The organism is Mesorhizobium sp. AA23 (genome assembly GCF_001672435.1).
Taxonomy (GTDB): domain Bacteria; phylum Pseudomonadota; class Alphaproteobacteria; order Rhizobiales; family Rhizobiaceae; genus Mesorhizobium.
In genome coordinates this window covers 40760-52966 of sequence record NZ_LYTP01000030.1, presented here as the reverse complement: position 1 = coordinate 52966, position 12207 = coordinate 40760, and the positions used below count along the sequence as shown (strand labels likewise).

At 63.1% G+C, this 12207-nt stretch carries 18 protein-coding genes and 2 tRNA genes; 17 read left to right on the top strand and 3 right to left on the bottom strand.

Features of this window, described 5'->3' with window-relative positions:
- Positions 1-196: 196 nt before the first annotated feature.
- The 7 genes from A9K66_RS24130 to A9K66_RS24100 all read left to right on the top strand — a co-directional run bounded on the left by A9K66_RS24130 (position 197) and on the right by A9K66_RS24100 (position 4321).
- Positions 197-1003 carry a glycosyltransferase family 25 protein gene (locus tag A9K66_RS24130; protein WP_067328582.1) on the top strand — a complete coding sequence of 269 codons (807 nt, stop codon included), beginning with the start codon at positions 197-199 and terminating at the stop codon, positions 1001-1003.
- Positions 1004-1166: 163 nt separating this feature from the next.
- Complete coding sequence (locus A9K66_RS24125) at positions 1167-1751, top strand: hypothetical protein (RefSeq protein ID WP_156751137.1); 585 nt, start codon at positions 1167-1169, stop codon at positions 1749-1751.
- 35 nt (positions 1752-1786) lie between these two features.
- Positions 1787-2227 carry a MucR family transcriptional regulator gene (locus A9K66_RS24120; RefSeq protein WP_067328578.1) on the top strand — a complete coding sequence of 147 codons (441 nt, stop codon included), beginning with the start codon at positions 1787-1789 and terminating at the stop codon, positions 2225-2227.
- 234 nt (positions 2228-2461) lie between these two features.
- Positions 2462-2689, top strand: a complete 228-nt coding sequence (locus A9K66_RS24115; protein ID WP_067328576.1) for a hypothetical protein — start codon at positions 2462-2464, stop codon at positions 2687-2689.
- The gene (locus A9K66_RS24110) at positions 2686-2958 is read left to right on the top strand and encodes a hypothetical protein (protein WP_067328574.1); all 273 of its coding nucleotides are present in this window, start codon (positions 2686-2688) and stop codon (positions 2956-2958) included. The genes A9K66_RS24115 and A9K66_RS24110 overlap by 4 nt, the downstream gene beginning before the upstream one ends.
- Positions 2955-3134 (top strand): hypothetical protein, encoded by a 180-nt coding sequence (locus tag A9K66_RS24105; RefSeq protein WP_067328572.1) that lies wholly within the window; start codon positions 2955-2957, stop codon positions 3132-3134. The genes A9K66_RS24110 and A9K66_RS24105 overlap by 4 nt, the downstream gene beginning before the upstream one ends.
- 23 nt (positions 3135-3157) lie before the next feature.
- Positions 3158-4321, top strand: coding sequence for a tyrosine-type recombinase/integrase (locus A9K66_RS24100; RefSeq protein WP_067328570.1), 1164 nt, complete (start codon positions 3158-3160; stop codon positions 4319-4321).
- 83 nt (positions 4322-4404) lie between these two features.
- Here the strand turns inward: A9K66_RS24100 and A9K66_RS24095 are convergent.
- A tRNA-Thr gene (locus tag A9K66_RS24095) sits at positions 4405-4472 on the bottom strand.
- A gap of 220 nt (positions 4473-4692) precedes the next feature.
- Here A9K66_RS24095 and A9K66_RS30845 point away from each other — a divergent pair.
- The 10 genes from A9K66_RS30845 to A9K66_RS24050 all read left to right on the top strand — a co-directional run bounded on the left by A9K66_RS30845 (position 4693) and on the right by A9K66_RS24050 (position 10568).
- Entirely contained in the window at positions 4693-4869 is a 177-nt protein-coding gene (locus A9K66_RS30845; RefSeq protein WP_095802509.1) for a hypothetical protein, read from the top strand.
- 142 nt (positions 4870-5011) lie between these two features.
- Positions 5012-6304, top strand: a complete 1293-nt coding sequence (gene murA / locus A9K66_RS24090; RefSeq protein WP_067328567.1) for a UDP-N-acetylglucosamine 1-carboxyvinyltransferase — start codon at positions 5012-5014, stop codon at positions 6302-6304.
- A 78-nt stretch (positions 6305-6382) separates the two neighbouring features.
- Positions 6383-6814 carry a DUF2948 family protein gene (locus A9K66_RS24085; RefSeq protein ID WP_067328564.1) on the top strand — a complete coding sequence of 144 codons (432 nt, stop codon included), beginning with the start codon at positions 6383-6385 and terminating at the stop codon, positions 6812-6814.
- Between the two features lie 9 nt (positions 6815-6823).
- Positions 6824-8116 (top strand): histidinol dehydrogenase, encoded by a 1293-nt coding sequence (gene hisD / locus A9K66_RS24080; protein WP_067328562.1) that lies wholly within the window; start codon positions 6824-6826, stop codon positions 8114-8116.
- Positions 8117-8118: 2 nt separating this feature from the next.
- A complete protein-coding gene (locus tag A9K66_RS24075; protein ID WP_066993793.1) occupies positions 8119-8604 on the top strand; it encodes a UPF0262 family protein in 486 nt (161 codons plus the stop codon).
- Complete coding sequence (locus tag A9K66_RS24070) at positions 8592-9056, top strand: low molecular weight phosphatase family protein (protein WP_082954052.1); 465 nt, start codon at positions 8592-8594, stop codon at positions 9054-9056. The genes A9K66_RS24075 and A9K66_RS24070 overlap by 13 nt, the downstream gene beginning before the upstream one ends.
- A 196-nt stretch (positions 9057-9252) precedes the next feature.
- The gene (gene infA, locus A9K66_RS24065; protein WP_006200926.1) at positions 9253-9471 is read left to right on the top strand and encodes a translation initiation factor IF-1; all 219 of its coding nucleotides are present in this window, start codon (positions 9253-9255) and stop codon (positions 9469-9471) included.
- A gap of 19 nt (positions 9472-9490) precedes the next feature.
- A complete protein-coding gene (locus tag A9K66_RS24060; RefSeq protein WP_067328560.1) occupies positions 9491-10117 on the top strand; it encodes a Maf-like protein in 627 nt (208 codons plus the stop codon).
- Positions 10114-10335, top strand: coding sequence for a DNA gyrase inhibitor YacG (gene yacG, locus A9K66_RS24055; protein WP_067328558.1), 222 nt, complete (start codon positions 10114-10116; stop codon positions 10333-10335). Before A9K66_RS24060 ends, yacG begins: the two co-directional genes overlap by 4 nt.
- A gap of 157 nt (positions 10336-10492) precedes the next feature.
- Positions 10493-10568 (top strand) — tRNA-Phe (locus A9K66_RS24050).
- Positions 10569-10719: 151 nt separating this feature from the next.
- Here the strand turns inward: A9K66_RS24050 and A9K66_RS24045 are convergent.
- Together A9K66_RS24045 and A9K66_RS24040 are read right to left on the bottom strand one after the other, a co-directional pair.
- Complete coding sequence (locus A9K66_RS24045; protein ID WP_066993806.1) at positions 10720-10926, bottom strand: hypothetical protein; 207 nt, start codon at positions 10924-10926, stop codon at positions 10720-10722.
- A gap of 377 nt (positions 10927-11303) precedes the next feature.
- Positions 11304-12185: a hypothetical protein gene (locus A9K66_RS24040; RefSeq protein ID WP_067328555.1), complete on the bottom strand. Its 882-nt coding sequence runs from the start codon at positions 12183-12185 to the stop codon at positions 11304-11306.
- Between the last annotated feature and the right edge of the window lie 22 nt (positions 12186-12207).

Genomic DNA, 12207 nt, shown 5'->3' with positions numbered 1-12207 from the left:
CCCACTTTCAACCATCGGCAAGGAGGGATCGCTCCCATGAGTCCATCACCGATCCGGCGGACTTTCGTCCATCACTCAGATGTGATGCCAACCAGCCGAAACGTGCTGAGACAACGTGCCGGTTCTCAAACTAAATCGCCGACCTTGAGAGCACTCCATAAAGACTGATCCGCCAGCAAAGCTGCCGATCTACGCCATGAAATCGTACGTCATCAACCTGGACCGCAGCCCCCACAGGTGGCAGCGGATGGCCGATCGCCTCAACGCTATCGGAGCGGATTTCCAACGAGTACGGGCGGTGGACGGGCGGCTGCTGACCGATTCCGAAATTTCGGACGTCTACAGGCCCGTCCCCGGCGCAGCCGCGATGACGCCGGAAGAGGTGGGCTGCTTCCTGAGCCATCGAAAATGCTGGGAGCGGATCGCGTCGGGCCAGGACGCTTACGGCTGCGTTTTCGAAGACGACATGTTGATCTCCAAGCGGGCAGGTCTGTTCCTCGTTGAGGGGTCCAGCTGGATCCCCGGCGATGCGGACCTGGTCAAGGTCGAGAGTGTCGTCGGAAGGGTGTGGCTAGACCGCACGGTACATGCGCTGCGCGATGGCTTCGAACTGGCGCGCCTGCGCAGCTACTCTTTTGGGTCCGGCGGATACATTCTCTCGAAACCGGCGGCAGAGCGCCTTTTGCGCGTCACCAAGGTATTCTCGGATGCGGTCGACCATGTGAAGTTCAACCCCGCCTGTGGGATCGCCGGTAGTCTGAAATCCTATCAGATGATCCCGGCCCTGAGCGTTCAAACGCAGAGCTTCTATCCCAAGGGTTCCCCTTTGATCGAAGTGCCGGCGCTCGCCGTGCATAGCGATCCTCGCTTTCCCGGGAACTTGATGGAGAAGCCCTGGCTGCAGCGAAAGCTCTTGCAGGCGCTGCGTCGGCTGGGACACAGGCTGCGCCGGCATTGGCGCACCGAGATCCTGTTTGCCGACCAGCCAGGTGCTTTCGGTTAGGCCACAAACCAAGACCTCATCCAAATTAGACGGCCTTTTTCGCTTGACTTCGGTGTAACCAAAATGGTTACACTAAGCACCGATTTGGTAGCAAAGAGAATCCGAAATGAGCAGTCCCCCCGCAATAGTCGTCGCCGGTCTCGGCCGCTGCGGGACATCGTTGATGATGCAGATGCTCTTCGCCGGCGGCGTTGCATGCGTCGGCGAATGGCCGGCGTTCGAAAGCAGCGCCAGCATGTTCGGCAGCTTCGACCCGAACGCCTTCGCCGCGTTGCGCGGCCAAGCCACCAAGCTGGTCGGGCCGGCCGACCTGCCTACCGGCGACATGCCCAAGCACATCGTTATCTGGCTCGACCGGGAACCGCACGAGCAAGCCAAGTCTCAGTTGAAGATGGTCTCGGTCATGTTCAGCGGGGTCGCGACGAACCGCAGAAGCATCCGCTCAATGGTGGCCGGTATCCGGAGCGAGAGATCAACGAACATGGCGGCGGTCGGCGCGAAGAGCCGCTGCCCGACACTCGTCATGTCATTCGAGCGGTTGCTGACGCAGCCGGCCGGAGCGGCAGAGACAATCGCCGCCTTCCTGCAAGAGCACGGCTACGAGCAGTTGAACGTCACGGCCATGCGTCGGCAAGTCCGCCCCCGCTCCCCTACCTGCTTCCCCGGCATGATGGAGATTGATCTCCTCGAGACGCCGGCACCAATCGGGCACCCGCGCCCGTCACCAGGTCGACCCGAGGCGATCTGACCTCGACGACATACCCCCTACCACGGAGAGTAAGCATGGAAGACAGGAACTATATCGAGCTGACAGCCTCGATCGTCTCGGCCTATGTCGGAAACAACCCGGTGCCGGCCGCGCAACTACCCGACCTGATCGCCAGCGTGAATGGAGCGGTGCGCAAGCTCGACGCCGCGGTCGCCATCAACGCGATCGTACCGAAGGAGCCGGCCGTTCACCCCAAGAAGTCGGTCCATCCCGATTTCATCATCTGCCTGGAAAACGGGTTGAAGTTTAGATCGCTCAAGCGGCACCTGATGACCGATCACGGCCTGACGCCGGACGCCTACCGCGCGAAGTGGAACCTGCCGGCGGATTACCCGATGGTGGCGCCGAACTATTCCGCCACGCGGTCGCGGCTGGCGAAGGCCTCTGGCCTCGGCCGCCATCCCAAGGCACCGCCGATCCGCTCCAAAGCGTCCGCGCGCCGCACCTTCCAGTAGGCGCGCCATGAAAGTCGCCGCTGTCATTGAGCGACTTGCGAAGGGCGATTCCCTGCGCCTCGGCTTCTCCAGTGGCCAGAGGCGTTGGTGGTTCGAAGGGCCTTACCAGGCCGTGCCCGAGCACGTGGTTCACGCGGCGGTGCGCGATTGGGGCTGTCGCCGTCATCGAGGCGGGCGACAGCCTCTTCGGCTTCAAGGGAAATTCGCAGACATGGTTGGTCGAGGAGGCCACCGATGCCGTTCACCGCTGACCAAGTCGAGAACCTGGCCCACAATCAAACGTGCAGCCACCTCCACCCCTTCACGTGCCCGAACCGCGGCGACGGCGAACACCGGGACGCCTATGGCGACACCGGCGCACTGGTGACGACGGTGCGCGGCTGGATTTGCCCCTTCTGCGACTACACCCAGGATTGGGCGCACCACGGCATGCTCGCTGGCAAGGTGCCGAGGTCGAAATGATGCTCGGCGATCCATGGGCCGACTATGATGCCTGGAAGACGACGCCGCCCGATTGGGTGATGCCCTTCCACACCCGTCGCTACGCCGACGAAACCCGTTGGCGCATGCACCGCGACCTCGGCCGCCACCCTTTCTTCGACGGCGACGAGTCCGAATACGAATACCTCTGCGAGGAATGGGACGAGCTGGCGCGCATCGATGCGCATGAGCGCGAGCCCGAAGAAGAAGATTTCCAGCAGATGGCCGCCGCGACCGGGACGAGCGCATGAACGACCTCCCGCCCGAGCTGCTGACCGTCTCGCAGACGCCGGAATACTGGTCGTCGCGTTTTCGCGACAAAGGGTTGCGTATGTCCGCCAGGTCTTTGCGCGAGAAGGCAATCAAGACGGGCCTCTGCTACTTTGTCGACAGGCAGGTGCTGATCTCGCCGCGGCAGATCGATTAGTTGTTTTTATGGGGTAATGCGTCATGCCGCTCACGATCTATAAGCGCGGCCGGTTCTGGTGGCTCACCGGAACGGTCCCCACCCAAAAAGGCGAGCAGCGCGTACACGAGAGCACTAGCGAAACTGACGAAGCCAAAGCGAACAAGGTCCGCCTGAATCGCGAGCTGCGTGCCCAGGAAGAGATCGACCTCGACCCAAAGGACCGCTTCAATTTTGCCCAGGCCGTTGAGCTCTACCTCGACGCCGGCAAAGACGAGCGCTTCATCCGGCCATTGCTTGAGCATTTCAAGGAGACCAGGATCTCCGACATGACGGGCTCGGATGTGCGCGCCGCCGCGAAAGCGATCTATCCGGCAGCGGTCTACACGACCTGGAACCGCCAGGTGGTGATCCCGGCCCGCGCCGTCATCAACTTCGCCGCCGACGAGGGCAAATGCCGCGAGGTGCTGATCAAGGGCTTCACGAAGAAGGATCGTGACGTCAAGGTTTCGACTGCGCCGGCCAAGCGCGCCGTCGATCGCTCTTATATCGACGATTTCCGTGAGGCGAGCGACGATCCCCGCCTCAGTGCCTTGATGCTGTTCATATTCCAGACCGGCGCCCGCATCTCGGACGCGATCAAGCTGGAAGACGATTCCCCCGACGTCGACCTGGTGAACAGGAAGGTGATCTTTCGCGACATGAAGAACGGCGAGGATGGTGAGGCGGACCTCACCGTGGAAATGGTCTACGAAATCCAGCAGCTCCGGGAGTGGAAGCGGGAAAGGTTGGCGTCATGGGAGGCGCGCACTCCCTGGGGGAAAAATAGGCGAGCTGGCCCGCGCCACAGCGGGCGAGGCGCCAAGAAACCCAATAACCGGCTCTTCGGGTTCATGACCCGCTTTCTGCGTAAGGATATCATGCGTATCTGCGAAAAGGCCGGCATCCCCTATCTCGGCACCCATCAACCAGGCCGCCACAGCTTCGCGACCGAGATGATCGTGATGAACGGCGTCGATGTTGCCACCACGGCCCTCAAGGGCCGCTGGAAGACGAAGAAGCTCCTCGTCGAGAACTACACCCACGCCAAGAAGGGAAAGGGCGTCATCGACAAGGTTTTCGGAAAGAAGAAGGCTCGACGGCCGGCGAATGGCGACAGCGAGACGAAAAGCGGTCTCGCTTCAAAGAAGCGGTCGACGGCATCGTAACCACACCGAACCAGATTGGCACCGAGACCTTACACCAGTCGAAAATGATGGGTCTGGCAACGATATGAATTTGCTTGGGAAAATGGCGCGGCTACAGTTTGGCCTCTCCCTTACCAAGGGAGTGCTCTACCACTGAGCTACCGCAGCCTGCGATGGCGGCGCTTCTGCCATAACGAACCGGCAAGCGCAAGGCCAAGAAAACCTTAAAACGACGCATGCCTTCGTGCGAAATCGCTGCGCGGTTTTCCCGCGGCATGTGTCGAATGCCGCGGCTGTGGAGGCCGCTTGCGAGCAGGCTTCGATGACATGGCGGCGCCACAATGTTAACTATGCCTGAACCACAGCCGGCTATCCGCCGGCGAGGACCGGCGATGAACGACAAGCCAAATCCGCCGAAAAAACGCGACGGCGAGCGCAAGGACCGGCTGGCCGAGGCGCTGCGTGCCAACCTGCAGAAGCGCAAGGCGCAGGCCCGTTCGCGGCGGGATGGCAATCCTGATGATCGGCCGGAAGGATTGCCGACTGCTGGAAAAATGCACAAGGACTAACCGAAATCAGCCACACTGGCCGATCACACTCGGTCCACAGATGGGGAAATCCTATTTCTTGAACCGCACCGGCCGATAGTCTAGAGCCGGATATACTCAACCGATTGAAACCGGCCCGTCCGGGCCGAGGGGACGTTCTTTCATGGATCGCATCAGAATTGTCGGCGGCAATAAGCTTGCCGGAAGCATTCCGATTTCGGGCGCCAAGAACGCGGCGCTGCCGCTGATGATCGCCTCGCTGCTCACCGACGACACGCTGACGCTAGAAAACGTGCCGCATCTGGCCGATGTCGAGCAACTGATCCGCATCCTCGGCAATCACGGCGTCGACTATTCCGTCAACGGCCGGCGCGAGAAGCAGCAGGAGGGCTATTCGCGCACCATCAATTTCTCCGCCCGCAACATCGTCGACACCACCGCGCCCTACGAGCTGGTGTCCAAGATGCGCGCCTCCTTCTGGGTTATCGGCCCGCTGCTTGCCCGCATGGGTGAGGCCAAGGTGTCGCTGCCGGGCGGCTGCGCCATCGGCACGCGCCCGGTCGACCTCTTCCTCGAAGGCCTGCAGGCGCTGGACGCCGAGCTCGACGTCGACAACGGCTATGTCGTCGCCAAAACCAAGAACGGTCGTCTCCACGGCAACCGCTACGTGTTCCCGAAAGTGTCGGTCGGCGCCACCCATGTGCTGATGATGGCGGCTTCGCTCGCCAAGGGCGAGACGGTACTCGAAAACGCCGCCCGCGAGCCGGAAATCGTCAATCTCGCCGAATGCCTGATCGCCATGGGCGCCAAGATCCACGGCGCCGGCACCTCCACCATCACCATCGAGGGCGTCGAGGCGCTGTCGGGGGCGCGCGTGCGCGTCATTCCCGATCGCATCGAGACCGGAACCTATGCCATGGCGGTGGCGATGACCGGCGGCGACGTGGTGCTGGAAGGCGCGCGCCCCGACCTGTTGCAGAGCGCGCTCGACGTCATTGCCGAGACCGGCGCCGAGATCACGCCGACCAATGCCGGCATCCGCGTCAAGCGCAACGGCACCGGCATCGCACCGGTGGATGTGACGACCGCGCCCTTCCCCGCCTTCCCGACCGACCTGCAGGCGCAGTTCATGGGCCTGATGACGATGGCGAAGGGCAAGTCGCGCATCACCGAGACGATCTTCGAGAACCGCTTCATGCATGTGCAGGAGCTTGCCCGCCTCGGCGCCCACATTACGCTGTCCGGCCAGACGGCGATCGTCGACGGCGTCGCCAAGCTGAAGGGCGCGCCGGTCATGGCGACCGACCTGCGCGCCTCGGTGTCGCTGGTCATCGCAGGCCTTGCCGCCGAAGGCGAAACCACCGTCAACCGGGTCTACCACCTCGACCGCGGTTTCGAGCGCCTGGAGGAGAAGCTTTCCGGCTGCGGCGCGGTGATCGAGCGGATTTCGGGCTGACAAAGCGCCTCGGTTGCGCAGAGCGGAAAGACCGCATAACAGAAGATTGACTAATCAACCTTCAGGTTTGCATTCCGCATGGCCCTCAAGCTCATCGCGCTCGACGACCAGGATCTGAGCATCATCTCGGCCCACGTCCAGGACGCCGTGATGAAGGTCTCCGACCTCGAATACCTGCCGGCGGCCAAACGTTTCGTGCTGACCATGAACCGCTTCGTCTGGGAGGCGAGGTCCGGCTTCTTCCGCCAGCACAATGAACGGCGCCAGAGCGTGCTGCATTTCGACCGCGTGCTGGGCGCCAAGACCAGCGGCATCGCCCGCGACAAGCCGGCGGAGATACTGTCGCTGCTGGCGGTCAGCTTCGTCGCATTCAGCAAGCCGGCCGGCATCATCGAGCTGGTTTTTTCCGGAGGCGGCACGATCATGCTCGACGTCGAGTGCATCGAGGCGCGGCTCGCCGATGTCGGCGGCTCCTGGGAAGCCACCTCGCGCCCGGTTCACAGGACCTGAGCACCGACGATGGCCATCACGCTTAGCCAAACCGACGCCGATTTCGAGCTGCGTTTTTCGGCATTCCTCACCACCAAGCGCGAGGTGTCGGCCGACGTCGAAGCCGTGGTGCGCGACATCGTCGCGCGCGTGCGCGCCGAAGGCGACAAGGCGCTCATCGACTACACGCTGAAATTCGACAAGGCCGATCTCAGCAGGCTCGGCATCGCCGTCTCCAGGGCCGACATCGAAAAGGCATACGCCGCGGCCGATCCAGCCACAGTCGCGGCGCTCGAATTCGCACGCGACCGCATCCGCTCCCATCACGAGCGGCAGAAGCCGAAGGACGACCGCTACACGGACGGGGCCGGCGTCGAGCTCGGCTCGCGCTGGATCGCGATCGAAGCCGTGGGGCTCTATGTGCCCGGCGGCACAGCGAGCTATCCGAGCTCGGTGCTGATGAATGCCGTGCCGGCCAAAGTCGCCGGCGTCGAGCGCATCGTGATCGTGGTGCCGGCCTCTGGCGGCGTCATCAATCCGCTGGTTCTGGTCGCGGCCGACCTTGCCGGCGTTTCCGAGATCTACCGCGTCGGCGGCGCGCAAGCCGTCGCCGCGCTCGCCTATGGCACCGAGACGATCCGGCCGGTCGCCAAGATCGTCGGGCCGGGCAATGCCTATGTCGCGGCAGCCAAGCGCCAGGTGTTCGGCAGCGTCGGCATTGACATGATCGCCGGGCCGTCGGAAGTGCTGGTCGTGGCAGACGCGGATAACGATCCGGACTGGATCGCCGCCGATCTGCTGGCGCAAGCCGAGCACGACGCATCCGCGCAGTCGATCCTGATCACCGACAATGCCGAATTCGGCACGGCGGTGGAGCAGGCGGTCGAGCGCCAGTTGAAGAGCCTGCCGCGCGCCGCGACGGCGGCGGCGAGCTGGCGCGATTTCGGCGCCGTGATCCTGGTGCCGACGATCGAGGCTTCGCTGCCGCTGGTCGACCGCATCGCGGCCGAGCATGTCGAGCTCGCCTTCGACGACGCCGAAAGCTTCCTCGCCGGGATGCGCAATGCCGGCGCCGTCTTCCTCGGCCGCCACACGCCGGAAGTCATCGGCGATTATGTCGGCGGCTCCAACCACGTGCTGCCGACCGCGCGCTCGGCGCGCTTCTCGTCTGGTTTGTCCGTGCTCGATTTCGTCAAGCGCACCTCGATCCTGAAGCTCGGCCCGGAGCAGCTCAAGGCGCTGGCGCCGGCGGCGATCGCGCTCGCCAAGGCGGAAGGGCTCGACGCCCACGCACGATCGGTGGCGATCAGGCTGAACATGTAGCGATGTCCGGCCACCACCAAAACCGCGATAGGCTGATCGACGTCGAGCTCGACGAATCGATCGGGCGTTCGACGCCCGATGTCGAGCATGAGCGGGCAGTGGCGATCTTCGACCTGATCGAGGAAAACAGTTTCCGGCCGGTCAACGACGATGGCGCCGGCCCATACAGGCTGAAGCTGTCGCTGGCCGAGTCGCGCCTGGTGTTCGCCGTCAGCCGCCAGAATGGCGCCGATGTGGTTACCCACATCCTGTCGCTGACGCCGCTTAGGCGTATCGTCAAGGATTACTATCTGATCTGCGAAAGCTATTATGAGGCGATCCGCTCCTCCACGCCCAGCCATATCGAGGCAATCGACATGGGCCGCCGCGGCCTGCACAATGAGGGCTCGCAAACACTGATGGACCGGCTCGCCGGCAAGATCGAGATCGACTTCGACACGGCGCGCCGGTTGTTCACGCTCGTCTGCGTGCTGCACTGGCGGGGGTAGTCCTGGCCGCGCTGCCGCATTCGATTCTTTTTGTGTGCGGCATGAATGCCGTGCGCTCGCCGATGGCCGAGCAACTGGCGCGGCGGATGCTGCCCGCCACCACTTTCGTCGCCTCGGCCGGCGTGCGCAGCGGCGAGCGCGACCCCTTCGTCGATGCCGTGCTTGCCGAAGAGGGTCTCACGCTCGGCGAGCGGCAGCCGAGGACGCTTGACGAGCTGGAAGACGATTATTTTGACCTGATCGTGACGCTGGCGCCGGAAGCGCATCACGCCGCGCTCGAGCTTACCCGCTCGCTCGCCGTCGAGGTCGAGTACTGGCCGATGCCGGACCCGACCGACACCGGCGGCACGCGCGAGCATATCATGGCCGCCTATCGCGATGTGCGAGAGCGGCTGAAGACGCGCATAAGCCGGCGTTTCTTGCTTCCGGAAGCAAAAAACGCGACGGATTAAGCATGTTCACAAGCGGGCGATTATCATATAGGTTCCGCCGCAAATTCCGGCTGGAGTCGGACGAGTTCAGGTCTGTTCGACCTGAAATCGTCCGGCTCCAGATCAAGAGTAGAGCATGATGTCGTCCGAAAACCGCTTCACACTTTTCGGCATCATGCTCTAAGCCCCGGAACCGCCATCCAAGCAAAGGTATCGAATGCCGAAGGAAGAAGTCCTCGAATTTCCGGGCGTGGTCACGGAACTGCTGCCCAATGCGATGTTCCGGGTGAAGCTCGAAAACGAGCACGAAATCATCGCCCACACGGCCGGCCGCATGCGCAAGAACCGCATCCGCGTGCTGACCGGCGACAAGGTCCTGGTCGAAATGACGCCTTACGACCTGACCAAGGGCCGCATCACTTACCGCTTCAAGTAACAATTCGGCGCGAACCGCGATGAGCATCCTGCAGAAGCTCGTGCTTGCCTCGGGTTCGCCGCGTCGCATCGAGTTGTTGCAGCAGGCCGGCATCGAACCGGACCGCGTGCTGCCCGCCGATGTCGACGAGACGCCGCTGCGCGCCGAGCATCCGCGCTCGCTGGCGAAGCGCCTTTCCAAGGACAAAGCCGAGAAGGCGTTCGCCTCGCTGAAAAGCGAGGAAGACTATGCGCCGACCTTCATCCTGGCCGCCGACACGGTGGTGGCAGTGGGGCGGCGCATCCTGCCCAAGGCCGAGACGATCGACGACGCGGTGAACTGCCTCGGCCTGCTTTCCGGCCGCTCGCACCGGGTCTATTCCGGCATCTGCCTGATCACGCCGGGCGGCAAGCTCAGGCAGCGGCTGGTGGAGACCAGGGTGCGCTTCAAGCGACTGCCACGCGAGGAGATCGACGCCTATGTCGCGTCGGGCGAATGGCGCGGCAAGGCCGGCGGTTATGCCGTGCAGGGCCTCGCCGGCTCCTTCGTCGTCAAGCTGGTCGGCTCCTACACCAATGTGGTCGGCCTGCCGCTCTACGAGAGTATCGCGCTGCTGTCCGGCGAGGGCTTCAAGCCGCACAAGAACTGGCACGTCGCGCGGCCATGAGCCCGGACGAAAAGGTCACGCCGCTGAGGCCGAAGCGCCCCTGCCCCGAATGCGGCAAGCCTTCGGTGCGGGAGCACTATCCGTTCTGCTCGACACGCTGCAAGGACATCGACCTCAATCGCTGGCTGAAAGGCGCCTACGTCATTCCCGGCCGCGACGACGAAGAGGAAGAAGACGGAGGCCCCAAGCAAGGCCCTTCGTCCACAGACGAGCAGTGAAGGCCCGTAGCAATACGCCGTTTCCCGGCGATTTTTCTTTATCAACACCTAAGCGCTGGACAGGGCGAATTCCCGTGCTATAACCCACGCGCTTTCGAGGGGGGCGCCACCCGGCGCTTCCGTGAAACCCGGCGGACGAGCCCGTTAGCCGGCGCAGGCCCAGATAGCTCAGTTGGTAGAGCAGCGGACTGAAAATCCGCGTGTCGGTGGTTCGAATCCGCCTCTGGGCACCATCACCCTCTTCTCCCCGCATTCGCTTTCGCCGAAGCTTCTACGCTGCAGCAAGCAGCTGGTGTTGGCGATCTTTTTGCTAGCGATGGCGCAATTTGGCGGGATTAGGAGCGCTGCGCTGGAGCTGTTACGGCTGCACGCTTGCCAGCCGGTTTAGCCGTGCCCAGGTTCTTCGAGCTTTTCCAGTCTCGCGGACAGCCGGTCAAGGTCAGTTGTGCCCTGGCCGAAAAGGCTCATGGCCCTCATGGCGACCAACTGGCGGTCTTCCTCGCTCTCAAGTCCATGCCTTGAACAATAGCGATGGACAGCTTTTGAGAGGATTTCAAGTTGGGTGGAATCCAAAACACCATGCAGGGACATGCGTGCCTCCTAGCCAGGGGCGAAAGCACGATACCGCTTTCAAGCGTCCGCTTGCCTCACTACTCGGTACGAACGACAAAGGGGTGATACGCCTCTCCGGCAAGTCGCGCGCTAACAAATGAGGCCGTGATGAAAATCGCGCCTGAGCGGTTACGTCTTCTTGAGAAGGCGCGCCTGCCGAAGAAGCGAAGCTGCGTCGATGCTGATCAAGTCGATGAGCTCGCGTGCTTGGCTGCGGGGATGCCGGTCCCGCGGGGCTGAAATCGCACCCGAAATTCCTTTTCGGCCTGCGACATTCCACCTGAACGTCGGGTACGCGAGCCTTGGCGGCGGCCCGTCTCGCTTGTCATGTGACAGCCATCAAAGACCCAAGAATATCAATCGGCACTTCGCGAACGTTTTCTCCGCTCCAGGCTTTTCGCCTTTCGGCGAGCGATTCTGAGTTCGCCAAGCGTCGGCCGCCACCACCCTCTCGATCGTTCCGCTGATCCGGCAGGACGCCGCGCCGGCCATGTCTTGATCAGTTCAGCCAAGGTCGGCGGCCGCCACCTCGCCCAAACGGCGCCGAAGCCGGTCTCCATCGACTGTGGGTAGAACGGCGCCAGCTCAGAGGGGTCGGCGAGCTCGCCTGAAATCCCGGTGAAGACAACAACGTCATATTGCACCGTCGCCACGGCGCGACCGAGCGGAGGCGGGTCTTCGGCTGGAACCGGATAGCGCCGGCGCCTGCGTTCGGCATGGCGCAGCCTGGCGGCCTTGTGCTCATCGGAGTGTTTACCAGCCTCCCGCCGGCGTTTCCTCTCCTCCGGCTCGGCGCGCTGGGCGGCTCTTTCGATGCTTGGCCAACGGCGCCGCAGCTCCTCATAAGCGCGAAAAGGCACCCGCCAGACCCGCAGTTCGTCGTCCCAACTCGCCCATGGAACCGCTCGCAGTTCCTCCAGCACGGTCTTCGAATAAGGCGTGCGAATGCGCAGGTCGTCCGCGACTTCCAGATAGTGGCTCGACAGTGGATCGAAGGCGAAGGCATCCCGCCCCTTACTGTCGTCATGGGCTGCGCGAGCCGCTGTCTCCTGTGCCAGCCAGCGCTCGATCCGCCGCGCCGCCGTTTTTCCGGGCACGAACCAGCTCCTGAGCTCGTCGCTCCACCTCGCGCGCGGAAACGCAAGCTGGAACCGCTCAACTGCCGCTCGATCGTACGGGAAGCGCGCTTCGGCACCACAAGGCTTCTGCGGTTCAAAATGGGCTTCGGATTTTTCCATCGGATTGCGCTTGCTAGCTCTG